The organism is Streptomyces sp. NRRL F-5755 (genome assembly GCF_001279365.1).
Lineage (GTDB): Bacteria > Actinomycetota > Actinomycetes > Streptomycetales > Streptomycetaceae > Streptomyces > Streptomyces rimosus.
The window spans coordinates 1-15029 of the sequence record NZ_LGCW01000296.1 but is presented as its reverse complement, the minus strand read 5'-3'; the positions used below and the strand labels follow the sequence as shown (position 1 = coordinate 15029).

General features: G+C 70.9%; 13 protein-coding genes. 3 read left to right on the top strand and 10 right to left on the bottom strand.

Annotated features, from left to right (window positions below; all coding sequences use genetic code 11):
- Nucleotides 1-58: 58 nt before the first annotated feature.
- From ADK86_RS32725 to ADK86_RS32710, 4 genes are all read right to left on the bottom strand, one after another.
- Nucleotides 59-463: a PPOX class F420-dependent oxidoreductase gene (locus ADK86_RS32725; protein WP_053699873.1), complete on the bottom strand. Its 405-nt coding sequence runs from the start codon at nt 461-463 to the stop codon at nt 59-61.
- A gap of 347 nt (nt 464-810) precedes the next feature.
- Complete coding sequence (gene ispF / locus ADK86_RS32720) at nt 811-1311, bottom strand: 2-C-methyl-D-erythritol 2,4-cyclodiphosphate synthase (protein WP_053699872.1); 501 nt, start codon at nt 1309-1311, stop codon at nt 811-813.
- Nucleotides 1304-2089 carry a 2-C-methyl-D-erythritol 4-phosphate cytidylyltransferase gene (ispD, locus tag ADK86_RS32715; protein ID WP_053699871.1) on the bottom strand — a complete coding sequence of 262 codons (786 nt, stop codon included), beginning with the start codon at nt 2087-2089 and terminating at the stop codon, nt 1304-1306. Before ispD ends, ispF begins: the two co-directional genes overlap by 8 nt.
- A gap of 407 nt (nt 2090-2496) precedes the next feature.
- Complete coding sequence (locus ADK86_RS32710) at nt 2497-2979, bottom strand: CarD family transcriptional regulator (protein WP_003953493.1); 483 nt, start codon at nt 2977-2979, stop codon at nt 2497-2499.
- Between the two features lie 747 nt (nt 2980-3726).
- Between ADK86_RS32710 and ADK86_RS32705 the strand changes: the two genes are divergently transcribed.
- Nucleotides 3727-4389: a hypothetical protein gene (locus ADK86_RS32705; RefSeq protein ID WP_053699870.1), complete on the top strand. Its 663-nt coding sequence runs from the start codon at nt 3727-3729 to the stop codon at nt 4387-4389.
- A gap of 235 nt (nt 4390-4624) precedes the next feature.
- Here the strand turns inward: ADK86_RS32705 and ADK86_RS32700 are convergent, their stop codons facing one another.
- A complete protein-coding gene (locus tag ADK86_RS32700) occupies nt 4625-5305 on the bottom strand; it encodes a response regulator transcription factor (protein WP_003981262.1) in 681 nt (226 codons plus the stop codon).
- Nucleotides 5302-6576, bottom strand: a complete 1275-nt coding sequence (locus tag ADK86_RS32695) for a sensor histidine kinase (protein WP_030372929.1) — start codon at nt 6574-6576, stop codon at nt 5302-5304. The genes ADK86_RS32700 and ADK86_RS32695 overlap by 4 nt, the downstream gene beginning before the upstream one ends.
- Nucleotides 6577-6810: 234 nt before the next feature.
- On the opposite strand from ADK86_RS32695, the gene phoU reads away from it, so the two are divergent.
- Complete coding sequence (phoU, locus tag ADK86_RS32690; protein WP_003981264.1) at nt 6811-7488, top strand: phosphate signaling complex protein PhoU; 678 nt, start codon at nt 6811-6813, stop codon at nt 7486-7488.
- A gap of 869 nt (nt 7489-8357) precedes the next feature.
- Here phoU and asnB read toward each other — a convergent pair.
- Together asnB and ADK86_RS32675 are read right to left on the bottom strand one after the other, a co-directional pair.
- On the bottom strand, nt 8358-10205 hold the full coding sequence (gene asnB, locus ADK86_RS32680) for an asparagine synthase (glutamine-hydrolyzing) (protein ID WP_053699869.1): 1848 nt from the start codon (nt 10203-10205) through the stop codon (nt 8358-8360).
- Nucleotides 10206-10448: 243 nt separating this feature from the next.
- Complete coding sequence (locus ADK86_RS32675; protein WP_053699868.1) at nt 10449-11210, bottom strand: phosphoglyceromutase; 762 nt, start codon at nt 11208-11210, stop codon at nt 10449-10451.
- A gap of 249 nt (nt 11211-11459) precedes the next feature.
- Between ADK86_RS32675 and ADK86_RS32670 the strand changes: the two genes are divergently transcribed.
- The gene (locus ADK86_RS32670; protein ID WP_267888824.1) at nt 11460-12746 is read left to right on the top strand and encodes an alpha/beta hydrolase family protein; all 1287 of its coding nucleotides are present in this window, start codon (nt 11460-11462) and stop codon (nt 12744-12746) included.
- Nucleotides 12747-12785: 39 nt separating this feature from the next.
- On the opposite strand, the gene ADK86_RS32665 is transcribed toward ADK86_RS32670, so the two are convergent.
- Together ADK86_RS32665 and ADK86_RS32660 are read right to left on the bottom strand one after the other, a co-directional pair.
- Entirely contained in the window at nt 12786-13280 is a 495-nt protein-coding gene (locus ADK86_RS32665) for a YbjN domain-containing protein (protein ID WP_053699866.1), read from the bottom strand.
- Nucleotides 13273-14685 carry a D-inositol-3-phosphate glycosyltransferase gene (locus ADK86_RS32660; protein ID WP_053699865.1) on the bottom strand — a complete coding sequence of 471 codons (1413 nt, stop codon included), beginning with the start codon at nt 14683-14685 and terminating at the stop codon, nt 13273-13275. The genes ADK86_RS32665 and ADK86_RS32660 overlap by 8 nt, the downstream gene beginning before the upstream one ends.
- Between the last annotated feature and the right edge of the window lie 344 nt (nt 14686-15029).

Below are 15029 nucleotides of genomic sequence, written 5' to 3'. Positions count from 1 at the left end.
ACACGGTCACAGAAGCGTGATATTTCCCCTCGGCACGACGCGTGTGGTCACCGCCGTCTCAGAACCGGCCGACCACCTTGCGCGGGGTGATCCGGACGATGACGCGCGGGGAGTCGTCCGGCGCGCCGGGGTTGAACTCGTCGTACGGCTTGCCGGTGTACTTGTGCGACAGCTCGTCGACCAGCTGCCGCTCCGCGTCGGGGCTCAGGGTGGCCGTGCCGCGGATCTCGGCGTACGTGTACGGCGCGTCGAACGGGAGCACGAGCACCGTCGCGCGCGGGTCGCGGCGCAGGTTCTGCTCCTTGCGGCGGCCGACGGTGGTGGAGATCAGCACGTCGTCGCCGTCCCGCTTGGCCCAGACCGGAGTCACCTGCGGGCTGCCGTCGGGCTGGATGGTCGCGAGGGTCACGAAGACCGGGCCGTCGAGGAGGGTCTTGAGGTCGTCGGACAGTGCGACTGCCATGGTGAGTCCTTCCTGCGGACGGTCGGGCGGGCGGCGGCGGGCCGCGGGGTGCGGGGTTACGGCGTGCGGACAGCGGGGTACGGACGGATTCGCACTCCCGACTCTGCCCAACTCCCGCACGCCGCGCGGGATTCCCACGCCGCCTGACCGATATTCACCCGTGGGCGGGCGGCCGACCGGTGGTGGCCGGGGCGGCCGGCCGGTGGTGGCTGCCAGGCGTACGGCCTGTGGCGGCCGGATGCTCCGGTTTGTACGCCCGCGCCTGGCCGGTGTGCGCGCCCGGCTCGTACACCAGCGCCCGGCCACCGCGCACGCCTGGCCCGTACGCCCGCGCCCGGCTCCGTCGCCTAGATCCCCGGCACCACCAGGGCCGTGGCCACCGCCGCCAGCCCCTCCGCGCGGCCCGTCAGGCCCAGGCCGTCCGAGGTCGTGCCGGAGACCGAGACCGGCGCGCCGGCCGCTTCCGAGAGGACCTTCTGGGCCTCGGCGCGCCGCTTGCCGATCTTCGGGCGTACGCCGATGACCTGCACCGCGATGTTGCCGATCACGAAGCCCTCGGTCCGTACGATGCGGGCCGCCTCGGACAGCAGCGTCACGCCGGAGGCGCCGGCGTACTCCGGGCGGCCGGTGCCGAAGTGCGCGCCGAGGTCGCCGACGCCGGCGGCCGAGAAGAGCGCGTCGCAGGCCGCGTGCGCGACCACGTCGCCGTCGCTGTGCCCGGCCAGGCCGTACCCGTCGCTCGCCGCGTCGTCCCAGAGGAGCCCGGCGACCCACAGTTCGCGCCCCTTCTCGAAGGCGTGCACATCGGTGCCGATGCCCACCAGCGGCATGCGCTGCGGCTCATACATAACCATCGGTGGCCCTCCTGCGGGCGAGTACGGCTTCGGCGAGCACCAGGTCCAGCGGCCGGGTCACCTTGAACGCCTCTTCGTGGCCGGGCACCACCACGACGGGCGCGCCGAGCTGCTCGACCATCCCGGCGTCGTCGGTCGCGCCGTCACCCTGGAGGGCGACGGACTCGTGGGCCTTGACCAGGGTCGCCCGGTCGAAGCCCTGCGGGGTCTGTACGGCGCGCAGCCGGGCCCGCTCCGGGGTGCCCACCACGGGCTCCGGCTCGCCGGCCCGCGCGCCGGTGCGCGGCTCGACCTGCTTGACGGTGTCGGCGAGCGGCAGCGCCGGTACGACGGCCGGGGCGCCGTCCCGTACGGCGGCGATCACCGAGTCGACCGTGTCGGTGGGGACCAGCGGCCGGGCCGCGTCGTGCACCAGCACCACGTCGATGGTGTCGGGCAGCGCCTCCAGGCCGCGGCGCACGGATTCCTGGCGGGTCTCGCCGCCGGGCACGACCTTCAGGTCGGTGCGCTCGGAGAGCGGGTACTGGTCCAGCAGGTTGCGGACCTCGGTGGCGCCGTCCGGCGGGGCGACGACCACGACGAGGGAGACGGCGCGGGAGGCGGCCATCGCGCGTACGGCGTGCACGAGCATGGGTGTGCCGCCCAGCGCCCGGAGCGCCTTGGGGGCGCCCGGACCCAGCCGTACGCCGCGTCCGGCGGCGGGGATCACCGCGGCCGTACGGAGCCGGGGCGCGCCGGTGTGACCGGCGGAATCTGGGGATAGGTCTGACATCGGTTGCTCCGAAGCCCGGGGAGACCCCGGAATTAGCGCAGACAGGTTTGTTTCCTGAGCCGACATGGGTATGGCCGCAGTGTGCCGGGCGCGACGCCCCGATCCGGACCCTTCCGTGACGACCGGTCGGGACAGCTGCCCGGGCCCGGCACGCCATAAGCCGGCGAGACGGCGGATCTTGTCGGGACGAACACGGGGGCGATCACCACGGGGAACGATCACAGAGTTCGGTAGTGCACGGTTCTCGGTAGTGCACGGTTCCGCACGCTTTCCCGCAGCCTGCGCGACGCGCGTGCGGTTCCTGTAGTGCGGACCCGCAGTGCAGGCAGATATGCCGCAGCGCCCGGCAACTGACCGCTCCGAGCCGGAGTCGGCCGCCACTCGGGCACCGCGGCATTCTTACGTCGTCAGGACGCGAGGACCTCGTCGAGCAGGGCCTCGGCCTTGTCCTCGTTGGTGTTCTCCGCGAGGGCGAGTTCGCTCACCAGAATCTGGCGGGCCTTGGCGAGCATCCGCTTCTCACCGGCGGACAGACCGCGCTCCCGCTCACGACGCCACAGGTCACGCACCACCTCGGCGACCTTGATCACGTCACCCGAAGCGAGCTTCTCCAGATTTGCCTTGTAACGACGGGACCAGTTCGTCGGCTCTTCGGCATACGGTGCGCGCAGCACCTCGAAGACCCGGTCCAGCCCGTCCTGGCCGACCACATCGCGTACGCCGACGAACTCCGCATTGTCCGCTGGTACACGAACAGTCAGATCGCCCTGGGCGACCTTCAGCACCAAGTAGGTCTTGTCCACGCCTTTGATCTGGCGAGTTTCGATGGCCTCGATCAGCGCGGCCCCGTGATGGGGATAGACCACGGTGTCGCCAACCTTGAACGTCATGTGACAGGTACCCCTTCCGTGGCTATCCATGCTAACACGGGAACGGGCTGTTCTGAATGGCGTTTTCGCAGGTCAGGGCATATCTCGGGGCTTGACAACAACGGCCGGAACGTGCTTCGGCGGCCCTCCGGGTGCAGGAATTCGCAGGTCGGAGGCGCTTCGCGCGCGGCCTGAAACACGTACGTCACACCCCGGAAGGGGCCCGGCACGACGCCCGTACGTCCCGTTTTGCCGGAATCCGGATGTCGCAGTTCCGCTACTCCGTTCGGTTCCGGGAGGCGGGTGTCCGCCGAATCGTGAATTGATCATCACGCGCCGGACGCCGTACGTGATCAATTCCGGGAAGCCGTCGCATTCCCTGCGAATGCCGATTTACCTCCGGGGAAACCGTCACGCTTCACCCGAACGGCCGCTTGCCTCATATTCGGGTTTCTTCTACGGGCCCGCCGGGGTCTTAGACGAAGCGGCCCGGGAACTTCCCCGGTGACGGGCGGTCCGCGGCATTCGGACGTACGGCGGAGGGCGCCCGTGGCGTGCTGTGGAGGGATGTGACGAGGGTGTGATCGTCCTGGGGGCGGGTCGGGTGCGGCGGCCCGGGGGCGGCTCGGTAACCTAGCGGCGCTGACACACCCTTAGGGCGGCTTTACGCGGACGTCGACACGGCGGCCGCGCACGGGCCGCCCAGCCGCCCCCGCGACCGGGCTCGAAGTTCGGCCGCCGTAGTTCGTCCAAGGAGATGCCGCCGCCGTGAGCCGCAGCCTTCGACGCGGCGTCCTCGCCGCCACCGTCCTCACGCTCTCGATTGCCACGCTCTCCGCGTGCGGAGCCGGGAACGACGCCCAGACGCTCCAGGTCAAGCCGGACAACGCCGCGACCAGCGTCGGCGACATCAAGATCCAGAACGCCTCCGTCGTCACCCAGCCCGACCCGAACGCCCAGGGCCCGGCCGTGGTGACCGCGACCGTGTTCAACAACGGCAGCAAGGACCAGACGCTGGAGTCCATCAAGGTCAACGGTACGAACAAGGAAGCCAAGCTGGCGCCCGCCAAGGGCTCCGGGCCTATCGTGGTCCCGGCCGGCGGCTCGATCGTCATCGGCGGCAAGGACAACGCCTCCGCCGTACTGACCAGCGGCCGCGAGTCCGTGAAGAACGGCGACGCGCAGTCCGTGACCTTCGACTTCAGCGACGCCGGGAAGGTCTCCCTGCGGGCCTTCGTCGTCCCGGCCAAGAGCTTCTTCAAGGACTTCGGCCCGAGCGAGCTGCCGTCGCCGTCCGGCTCGGCCCGCCCGTCCGGCAGCCCCGCCTCGCCGTCCGGCAGCCCCTCGGGCGCGGCCACGCCGAGCGGCTCGCCCAGCGGCAGCGCCACGCCGGGCGGCAGCGGCACGCCGCAGTCGCCCGAGAGCCGCTGAGGCCGGAAGGCCGCCAAGGCCGACGGCCGCTGACGCGCCGGTGCCGGCTCGCAGCCGTCACGCACAGGACGACCGCGAGCGCCGTGCGGTCCCGGGTGATCCGGGGCGCACGGCGCTCGCGTAGCGTCCTTGGTAGGGCCCTTGGTACGGCCCGTGGTCCGGTACGGGAAACCGCGGTGCCCTGAAGACGGCCGGGCCCGCTGCCCAGCCGCCGTCCCTTGCCTCTTACCGCCTTTTACGGCTCGAACTTGTACCCCAGGCCGCGGACCGTGACCAGGTACCGCGGCGCGCCCGGGTCCGGTTCGATCTTGGCGCGCAGTCGCTTCACGTGCACGTCCAGCGTCTTGGTGTCGCCCACGTAGTCGGCGCCCCAGACGCGGTCGATCAGCTGCATACGGGTCAGCACCCGGCCCGCGTTGCGCAGCAGCATCTCCAGGAGGTCGAACTCCTTCAGGGGCAGGTCCACCTTCCCGCCGGAGACCGTGACGACGTGGCGGTCCACGTCCATCCGTACCGGCCCGGCCTCCAGGGCCTGCGGCGTGACCTCCTCCGGCTCACCGCGGCGGCGCAGCACCGCGCGGATCCGGGCGACCAGTTCCCGGGTGGAGAAGGGCTTGGTGACGTAGTCGTCGGCTCCTATTTCCAGACCGACCACCTTGTCGATCTCGCTGTCCTTCGCGGTCACCATGATGACCGGGACGTTGGAGCGGCCGCGCAGCTGGCGGCAGACCTCGGTGCCGGGCAGGCCCGGCAGCATCAGGTCCAGCAGGACCAGGTCGGCGCCGTTGCGCTCGAACTCGTCCAGGCCGTCGGGGCCGGTGGCCGCGACGGCGACCTCGAAGCCCTCCTTGCGGAGCATGTACGACAGGGCGTCACTGAACGATTCCTCGTCCTCGACGACGAGCACTCGGGTCACGGAAGGACCTCCGGGGCAGGGTGAGCAGGGAGCGGATCGTTGAAGGTCTCGTACGGGCGGTCCTCGTCGTCGAGGCCCTCCGCCGACGGGTCGGAGGCGGTACGCGCACGGTCACGCACGGCGCCGGCCTCCGGGAGACGCAGGGTGAAGGTGGAGCCCTGTCCCTCAGCGCTCCATACGGTGACCTCCCCGCCGTGCGAGGCGGCCACGTGTTTGACGATGGCGAGGCCGAGACCGGTCCCGCCGGTGGCGCGCGAGCGCGCCGGGTCCACGCGGTAGAACCGCTCGAAGATACGGTCCCGGTCCTTCTCCGATATCCCGATGCCCTGGTCGGTCACCGCGATCTCGATCAGGTCGCCCCCGTGCGCCTGGACACGGCGGCCCGCGATACCGACCCGGGTACGGGCCGGTGAGTAGTTGACGGCGTTCTCGACGAGGTTGCCGAGAGCAGCGGCGAGCTGGCCGCGGTTGCCCCAGACGTGCAGGTCGGCGGTGCCGGCGGCGGCCATGGTGATCTGCTTGCTGCCGGCCTGCTGGCGGCAGCGGTCGATCGCCTCGGCGACCAGCTCGTCCACGCGCACCGGTTCGGCGTCCTCCAGCGGATCGTCGTTCTGCACCCGGGAGAGGTCGATCAGTTCCTGTACGAGGTTGGTCAGGCGCGTGGCCTCGTTCTGCATGCGGCCCGCGAAGCGCTCGACGGCCTCCGGGTCGTCGCTCGCGTCCATGACCGCCTCGGACAGCAGCGACAGCGCGCCGACCGGGGTCTTGAGCTCATGGCTGACGTTGGCGACGAAGTCGCGGCGTACCGCTTCTATGCGCCGGGCCTCGGTCAGGTCCTCGACCAGGAGCAGCACCAGCCGCGAGCCGAGGGGCGCGACCCGCGCGGAGACCGCCAGGGCGTCGCCGCCCCGGCCCGTGCCCCGGCGCGGCAGGTCCAGCTCGATCTGGCGTATCTCGCCGTCGCGGCGGGTCTCGCGGGCCATCTGGAGCATCGGCTCGACGGCCAGCTTGCCGCCGCGTACGAGTCCGAGGGCGTACGCGGCGGAGCTGGCCTTGACGACGGCGTCGGCCTCGTCCAGGACGACGGCCGAGGAGCGCAGCACGGACAGGACCGTGTCCACACCGGGCGGCAGCACCGCGTCGGTGTGCAGGGAGGTACGGGTGGGCTTGGCCTGATCCCGCTCACTCCAGCGGAACGCCAGCATGGCGAAGACGCCGGTGCACAAACCGGCGATCGCTGCCACTGCGGCGACGGCCGCGTCCACGTTCATGACTCCAGGTTATGCGTCGGCTGTGACACTTCCCCAGCCGTTCGAGGGCCTGCTCGAACATACGTCGCCCAGAGTTCACCTTGGTGTCGGCGCCGGTTCATTCCGGGTGGCAGAACCGGTCGCGTTCGGCCCGGAACGTGGGAGCGTGGGGATTCCGGCCCCCACGACACCACCCCGGACACCGGATCACCATCCCGGGCGACACGGCACCCCCGAACCGAGAGAAGGTCACTGATGCGGGACGCGTACCACGAGGAGCTGGATTCGATCGGCGAAGGCCTCGTCGAGATGGCCAGGCTCGTCGGCTCCGCGATCGGTCGCGCCACCACGGCGATACTCGACGCGGACCTGAAGCTGGCCGAGGCCGTCATCGCCGCCGACGAGAAGGTGGACGATCTCCAGCGGGACCTGGAGGCCCGCGCGATAGCCCTGCTGGCACGCCAGCAGCCGGTCGCCACCGACCTGCGGATAGTCGTCACCTCCCTGCGGATGAGCGCCGACCTGGAACGCTCCGGCGACCTGGCCCAGCACGTGGCCAAGCTCGCCCGGCTGCGGTTCCCCGAGCGCGCCGTACCGCGGGATCTGCACGCCACGATCCTGGAGATGGGCCAGCTCGCCCAGCGCCTGATGGCCAAGGCCGGCGAGGTCATCATCACCAAGGACGTCGATCTGGCGCTCCAGCTGGAACAGGACGACGACGCGATGGACCTCCTCCACCGCACCCTCTTCCAGCACCTGATGGACGACCGCTGGAAGCACGGCATCGAGACCGCCGTGGACGTGACGCTGCTCGGCCGCTACTACGAGCGGTTCGCCGACCACGCGGTGTCGGTCGCCAAGCGCGTCGTCTACCTGGTCACCGGCGAGCACGCGGACGAGATCGCCGCGCCGGCACCGGTGGAGGGCGCGTAGCGGCGCCCGGCTCCGTCCAGGGCCCGTTCGACGGCGCGCCGTGCCACCGCGCGCCGTTGATGCGCCTCATCGAGCGGGCCTCCAATGGAAGAGGACGACAACCAATGCCCCTCTTCCCAAGGAGGCACCCCATGCCGCGCACCTCCACCCCCGAACCCCGACTCTCCAACTGCGGCTGCGGCCCCGGCTGCTCCTGCGGCTGCCAGTCCGGCGGCCCGTGCCAGTGCGGCGGCAGCTGCGGCTGATTCAGGACCGCCGCTGCGGCCGGCTCCCGCCCGCAGTCCGGCCCAAACGTTCCGGCGGGTGTTTGGGGGACACCTGCGGCGGGAGGGACGGGCCCCGCTCGGCACACCGCCGACCGGGGCCCTTGCCCGCGGTCACCCGGCGGGCGGACCGGTGACAGGAAGCTCCTCACTGTGCAGCCAGGTGAAGGTGCGGTCGAGTTCGAGGTGGGCTTCTCCCCAGTGGATGACGTGGATGCCACTCTTCACATCGGCTGTGAAGAAGATGCAGACGAGCTTCGTGCGCGCCCCAGCTCCTCGAACACTTCGTGCAGCTTCAGGTACTCCTCCGTCGTCAGGTCATCGTCCAGGTCGAACAGCGACTCCTGGGGCTGCTGCGGTCCGTGTGCCCGGAGCAGCCGACGGCGCGTCGGCGAAGCGTCCGACGGCAGCCGAGCCCGGTCGAGCGGTTTCGGCCGGTCCGCGTACCGGTACAGGGCAGCGATCCGGCCACGAAAGAGCACGACACGCACAGCGCCGGACGCCCCGGCGGTCCCCGGAACGGCGGAGCCCCCTGTCGGCGGGGAAACCGCAGACAGGAGGCTCGGGCCCGGTTCAGGGCCCGCCATCGACCCTGACACCAACCGGTCAGGCCATCCGGATCTCCGGTTGATACAGGTCCAGCCAGGTTGCGATGTCGATCATCCGGTCGAGCTGCTCGCGGATGGCGTCCGGCATCTTCACCGGGTCCAGTTTCACCATGGTGTCGATCGATGCGCGGTTCACGATCTGGAAGATCGGGTGGCCCGGCTCGGAGAGCAGTTGCCTGGCCATCTGCTGGAGGCCGGCCGCGTAGCCCGGGTCCTGGGTGGACGGGTAGGGGCTCTTCAGGCGCTCCACCACCGATCGCGGGAGCAGGTCGCCGGCGGCTGCGCGGAGCAGGCTCTTCTCCCGGCCGTCGAAGCTCTTCATCGCCCACGGGGTGTTGTAGACGTACTCCACCAGCCGGTGGTCGCAGTACGGCACCCGGACCTCCAGGCCGACCGCCATGCTGATCCGGTCCTTGCGGTCGAGCAGCACCTGGAGGAACCGGGTGAGGTGCAAATGGGACATGACGCGCATGCGGCGTTCTTGTTCGTCCTCCCCGGGCAGCAGCTCGACGCCGGCAACCGCCTCGCTGTACCGGTCCTTGACGTACGCCCCCAGGTCACTCATGGCGACCAGGTCCGGGTTGAGCAGCCCCAGCGCGTTCGCCTTGGACCACTCGGACAGTACGGGGACCATCCACGGGAAGATGCCGGCGCGCTGCGCCACCGGGTCCTGGAACCACGGGTAGCCGCCGAAGAGCTCGTCCGCCGTCTCCCCGGAGAGGGCGACCGTGGAGTGTTCGCGGATCGCCTTGAACAGCATGTACAGCGATACGTCCACGTCGGCGAGGCCGCTGGGGAAATCCTTGGCGGCCAGGACCGCCCTGCGCGCGTCGGGATCGGTGAGCGCGGTGTGGGGCAGCACGATGTCCTCGTGCAGCGAGCCGACGTGGTCGGCCACGTCGTGCACGAACGGCGAGTCCGGGGTGGCCCGCATGCTGTCGGGCCGGAAGTTGTCGGCCAGCCCGACGAAGTCGACGGAGAAGCTGCGCACCTTCTCGCCGTGCGCGGCCAGTTCCCGCGCGGACAGCGCCGTGATCGAGCTGGAGTCCAGTCCGCCCGAGAGCAGCACGCACTGCGGCACGTCCGCGACGAGCTGGCGCCGCACGATGTCTTCGAGCAGCTCACGGATCTTGGCGACCGTGGTGTCCCGGTCGTCGGTGTGCTCCTGGGTCGCCAGCTTCCAGTACGTCCGCTCGCGCAGACCGGCGCGGTCGACCACCACGAGGCTGCCCGGCCGGACCTCGCGCATACCGGACCAGATCGCGTGTCCCGGCGTCTTGCACACGCTCAGCAGCTCGAACAGGCCGTCGGCCTCGATCACCCGCTTGAACATCGGGTGGGCCAGGATGGCCTTGGGCTCCGAGCCGAACAGCACGCCGTCGGCGGTGGGGTGGAAGTAGAAGGGCTTGATGCCCATCCGGTCGCGGATCATGACCAGCTTCTCGTTCCGGGAGTCCCAGACCGCGAAGGCGTACATGCCGTTGAGCCGGTCGGCCAGTGCCTCGCCCCACTGCAGGTATCCGCGCAGCACGACCTCGGTGTCACTGGCCGTCCGGAAGCGGTGGCCGTGACGACGCAGTTCCTCGCGCAGCTCGGTGAAGTTGTACACCTCGCCGCTGTAGGTGATGGCCACCGGGCCGTTGGGGGTGTCGACACGCATCGGCTGCGTGCCGCCCGCGATGTCGATCACCGCCAGGCGGCGGTGGCCGAGTGCCACGTGCCGGTCCACCCAGGTGCCCCCGGCGTCGGGGCCCCGGTAGGCCATGGTCCCGGTCATCGCGTCCACCGTCGCCTGCTCTTTGGTCAGGTCGTGGTCGAACGCGAGCCAGCCGGAGATTCCGCACATCTCGGCACTCCCGTCGTCGTCATCGGTTGAATCGCCAACGACGTGGATCGTCCCGTGGATTATTTAGTGTTTTCTTTACAATGGCTGGTTGGGCTCCGTCATGTTCCCGATCGAGGTGGGTGGGGCACGCCAGGCGGAGGGACATGCGGCGGCAGGTTGCGGCCCGTGGGCGGCCCGGAAAGGACCAAGGCCCCTCACCGCACCAAACGTGCAGGTGAGAGGCCGTGATCGCGATCGCGTTGCTTACTTCTTCTTGCCCTGGTTCTTGACCGCCTCGATCGCGGCCTTGGCGGCCTCCGGGTCGAGGTAGGTGCCGCCCGGGGTGACCGGGTGGAAGTCGGCGTCGAGCTCGTAGGAGAGCGGGATGCCGGTGGGGATGTTCAGGCCGGCGATGTCCGCGTCGGAGATGCCGTCGAGGTGCTTGACCAGGGCGCGGAGCGAGTTGCCGTGGGCGGCGACCAGGACGGTGCGGCCGGTGGCCAGGTCCGGGACGATGCTGTCGTACCAGTACGGGAGCATGCGGACGACGACGTCCTTGAGGCACTCGGTGCGCGGGCGCAGCTCGCTGGGGATGATCGCGTAGCGCGGGTCGTCGATCTGGGAGAACTCGGCGTCGTCGGCCAGCGGGGGCGGCGGCGTGTCGTACGAGCGGCGCCAGAGCATGAACTGCTCCTCGCCGAACTCGGCCAGGGTCTGCGCCTTGTCCTTGCCCTGGAGCGCACCGTAGTGGCGCTCGTTCAGGCGCCAGCTGCGGTGGACCGGGATCCAGTGGCGGTCGGCGGCCTCCAGGGCCAGCTGCGCGGTGCGGATGGCGCGCTTCTGGACGGAGGTGTGCACGACGTCGGGGAGCAGGCCGGCGTCCTTGAGCAGCTCACCGCCGCGGACCGCCTCCTTCTCGCCCTTCTCGTTCAGATTGACGTCCACCCAGCCGGTGAACAGGTTCTTCGCGTTCCACTCGCTCTCGCCGTGGCGAAGGAGGATCAGCTTGTACGGTGCGTCGGCCATGCCTTCGAGCGTAATCCACTTTCGGCCAGGGAATCGCCGCGGCCCACGGTCGGCGGAGGTGGCCGCGTACGGGGCGCGAGGTTGATCTTCGAGCGGGGGCCGGGCACCGGGTCGTGGGGGTACGGGCACCGATACGGGTGCTGGCACGATCGCGCCGCGCGTACGGGTTCGGAAGGCTGGTCGCGGGGGGCGGCGGACGCCCCGGACGGACCACCGGAACGACAGAACACCGGAACGGGGAGATCCTGAATGACGACCTTTACGCGGCGTGGCTGTGTGATGACGGGGCTGGCCGCCGTGGCGGCCCTCGCCCTCGCTTCCCCGGCGCCAGGGAGCACGACGGGCACGGCAAGCACAGCGAACACGGCGAAGGCCGCCCCGCACAGCGCGGCACCGGTCCGGATGGCGCTCCCCGCTCCGACCGGCCCGTACCAAGTGGGCGTGTCCTCGCTCCACTTGGTGGACACAGCCCGTCGCGACCCCTGGGTGGCGGCGCGCCCGTACCGGGAATTGATGGTGAGCGTCCGCTATCCGGCCCGTGCGGCCGGCGGGTATCCGCGCGCGCCTCAGATGCTGCCGGGCGAGGCCGCCGCGTTCGAGGACTGGAGCAACTTCTCGAAGGACGTTCCGAAGGGCCTGGCCGACTGGGGCGCCACCCTTACGCACGCGCACCTCGACGCGCCGGTCGCGCGGCACTCCGGGCGGGGATTCCCGGTGGTGATCTACTCGCCCGGAGCGGCGGATCCGCGCTCGCTGGGCAGCACGCTCGCCGACGAGCTGGCCTCCCGCGGGTACGTCGTCGTCAGCGTTGATCACACGTACGAAGCGCCCGGGGTGCAGTTTCCGGACGGGCGGGTGGCGCGTACCCGTATGCCGGAGGAGGCCGGGAAGGCGAAGACGCCCGCGCAGGTCACCGAGTTGCTGAAGAAGCTGACGGCCGTGCGGGTGGCCGACACGCGTTTCGTCCTGGACGAGCTGGGCCGGTCGGCGCTGCCGCGCTCCCTGCGAGGTGCGCTGGATCTGCGGTCGGTGGGGATGTTCGGGCAGTCCGGTGGTGGGTTCACGGCGGCGCAGGCCATGCACGACGACCGCCGGATCAAGGCGGCGGTGAACATGGACGGAGTGATGGGCTATACGCAGCGCGATGACGATCCCGCCCATCCGTCCACGGTCGGTACGGACGGGCTGGACCGCCCGCTGCTCCTGATGGGCAAGGAGGGCGACGACCACCACACGGTCGCGTCCTGGAAGGCAGTGTGGGAGCACAGTTCGGGGTGGCACCGGGACCTCACCCTGACCGGCGCCGCGCACGCGAGCTTCACGGACGCGCAGTCGCTGGTGCCGCAGCTGGCCGGGGAGGGCGGGCTGTCGCGGAAGACCGTCGAGAAGCTGGTGGGTACGGTCGCGCCGGACCGCTCGGTGGCCGTGCAGCGGGCGTATGTGACGGCGTTCTTCGACCGGTGGCTCAGGGGGCGGGACGGGAAGTTGCTGGACGGACCGTCGGCCCGGTATCCGGAGATCCGGTTCGTACGGTGAGGTAGTACGGGGGTAACGGGGGGAGAGACGCAGCCGCCCTCAGTCCGACGCGCGCGTCAGATGGCTGAACGCCTCCAGATTCCGCGTCGACTCCCCGCGCGCCACCCGCCACTCGTACTCCTTGCGGATGGCGGACGCGAAGCCCATCTCCAGGAGGGTGTTGAAGCTGCCGTCGGCGTTCTCCAGGACCGTGCCGAGGATGCGGTCGAGTTCGTCCGGGGTGACGGCCGTGAGGGGGAGCTTGCCGACGAGGTAGATGTCGCCGAGCTTGTCGATCGCGTAACTCACGCCGTACAGGCGGGTATTGCGTTCCAGGAGCCAGCGGTGCACGGCCTCGTGGTTCTCGTCCGGGCGGCGGACGACGAAGGCGTTGACCGACAGGGAGTGCTTGCCGACGATCAGGGAACAGGTCGTGGAGAGTTTGCGGGTGCCGGGCAGGGTCACCACGTACGTGCCGTCGGTGGGCGATTCCCACGTCAGGCCGGCGTCGTCGAGAGCCGTCTCGATCACCTGTCGTGCCGTGTCGTCAGCCATGGGGTGATCGTAGGTGACGGCGCCGTTCCTGCATCGCGGCGGTGTACACCTCGGCGGTCGCGGCGGCGGCGGTGTCCCAGCCGAAGGACCGGGCGTGCCGGGCGGCGGCCCCGCCCATCCGGCCGGCCAGGGAGGTGTCGCGGGCGAAGCGGCCGAGGGCGCGGGCGTAGTCGGCCGGGTCGTGGCCGGATATCAGCAAGCCGCTGACGCCGTCGCGTACGGCCACCGGGAGGCCGCCGACGGCGGCGGCGATCACGGGGGTGCCGCACGCCTGGGCCTCGATGGCGACCAGGCCGAACGATTCGCTGTAGGACGGCATGACCAGCACGGACGCGGCGCGGTACCAGTCGGCGAGCTGTTCCTGTCCGACCGGCGGGCGGAAGCGTACGACGTCGGCGATGCCGAGGCGGGCGGCCAGCTTCTGCAGGCCCTCGGGCTTGGCCAGGCCGCTGCCGCTGGGGCCGCCGACCACGGGGACGACCAGGCGCGACCGCAGGGACGGTTCCTCGTCGAGCAGGACGGCGACGGCGCGCAGCAGGATGTCGGGGGCCTTCAGCGGCTGGATGCGGCCGGCGAAGAGCGGGATCAGGGCGTCCTGCGGCAGGCCGAGGCGGGCGCGGGCGGCGGCGCGGGAGCCGGAGGTGTCGAAAGCGTCGGAAATGACGGAGGCGGCTTCGCCGGGGGCGGCCTCGTCCGCGGGCCGAAACCGGTCCAGGTTCACCCCCGGATGCACCACGGCGACCTTGCTCCGCTCGGCCTCGTAGTGGCGGATCAGCTCGCCGGCTTCCTCGTCCGTGTTGGCGATCAGCCGGTCGGCGGCGCGCACGATCTGGGTCTCGCCGATGACGCGCGCGGCGGGTTCGGGGGTGTCGCCCGCGGCCAGCGCGGCGTTCTTGACCTTGGCCATGGTGTGCATGGCGTGGACGAGCGGGACGCCCCAGCGCTCGGCGGCGAGCCAGCCGACGTGGCCGGAGAGCCAGTAGTGGGAGTGCACCAGGTCGTAGTAGCCGGGGCGGTGGCCCGCCCACGCCTGCATCACGCCGTGTGTGAAGGCGCAGAGCTGGGCCGGCAGCTCTTCCTTGGCCAGGCCCTCGTACGGGCCGGCGTCCACGTGCCGTACGAGGACGCCGGGGGCCAGCTCGACGGCGGGCGGGAGCGTGCCGGTCGTGGCGCGGGTGAAGATCTCGACCTCGATGTTGAGGGAGGCGAGTTTCCTGGCCAGCTCGACGATGTAGACGTTCATGCCGCCGGCGTCGCCGGTGCCCGGCTGGTGCAGCGGGGAGGTGTGCACGCTCAGCATGGCGACCCGGCGCGGGCGGCGGGCCGCGCCCGGCAGGCGCAGCCCGGAGCGGCCCGGGAACGGACCGTGGGAACGGCTGCGGAGCCTGGACACGTATTGGCTCATTGCGGGCTACCTCCTAGCCGGTACGGCCTTGGCCGGGGCGTGCGGCGCCTCCGAAGCCCGTAACAACGGAACCGGGGCATCCATTTCCCTGTGAGCCCGCTCTCCCGCCACTTTGCCAAAGTGTGACCTTGGGCGGCGGGGCCGGCCGCCCCGGCAGCGGCTCCCGGGACGGGCGGGCCCCTCGTGCGCATAAGGTCAGGACATGGTCCGCAGCACGTCCCCGTCTCCCGCCTCTCCCCCCCCCCCCCCCCCCCCCGGGGACGTGACCCGCCGAACCACCAACCCCAACCGGCCGCGCCGCATTGGCCCCCGGATCCCCCCCCCCCACCCCCCCCCCCCGCGCC

What these genes read in the sequence shown, in the direction of transcription:
- ADK86_RS32725 (WP_053699873.1), bottom strand. Translation starts at nt 463, where the DNA reads ATGGCAGTCGCACTGTCCGACGACCTCAAGACCCTCCTCGACGGCCCG.
- ispF (WP_053699872.1), bottom strand. Translation starts at nt 1,311, where the DNA reads ATGTATGAGCCGCAGCGCATGCCGCTGGTGGGCATCGGCACCGATGTG.
- ispD (WP_053699871.1), bottom strand. Translation starts at nt 2,089, where the DNA reads ATGTCAGACCTATCCCCAGATTCCGCCGGTCACACCGGCGCGCCCCGG.
- ADK86_RS32710 (WP_003953493.1), bottom strand. Translation starts at nt 2,979, where the DNA reads ATGACGTTCAAGGTTGGCGACACCGTGGTCTATCCCCATCACGGGGCC.
- ADK86_RS32695 (WP_030372929.1), bottom strand. Translation starts at nt 6,576, where the DNA reads ATGAACGTGGACGCGGCCGTCGCCGCAGTGGCAGCGATCGCCGGTTTG.
- phoU (WP_003981264.1), top strand. Translation starts at nt 6,811, where the DNA reads ATGCGGGACGCGTACCACGAGGAGCTGGATTCGATCGGCGAAGGCCTC.
- asnB (WP_053699869.1), bottom strand. Translation starts at nt 10,205, where the DNA reads ATGTGCGGAATCTCCGGCTGGCTCGCGTTCGACCACGACCTGACCAAA.
- ADK86_RS32675 (WP_053699868.1), bottom strand. Translation starts at nt 11,210, where the DNA reads ATGGCCGACGCACCGTACAAGCTGATCCTCCTTCGCCACGGCGAGAGC.
- ADK86_RS32670 (WP_267888824.1), top strand. Translation starts at nt 11,460, where the DNA reads ATGACGACCTTTACGCGGCGTGGCTGTGTGATGACGGGGCTGGCCGCC.
- ADK86_RS32665 (WP_053699866.1), bottom strand. Translation starts at nt 13,280, where the DNA reads ATGGCTGACGACACGGCACGACAGGTGATCGAGACGGCTCTCGACGAC.
- ADK86_RS32660 (WP_053699865.1), bottom strand. Translation starts at nt 14,685, where the DNA reads ATGAGCCAATACGTGTCCAGGCTCCGCAGCCGTTCCCACGGTCCGTTC.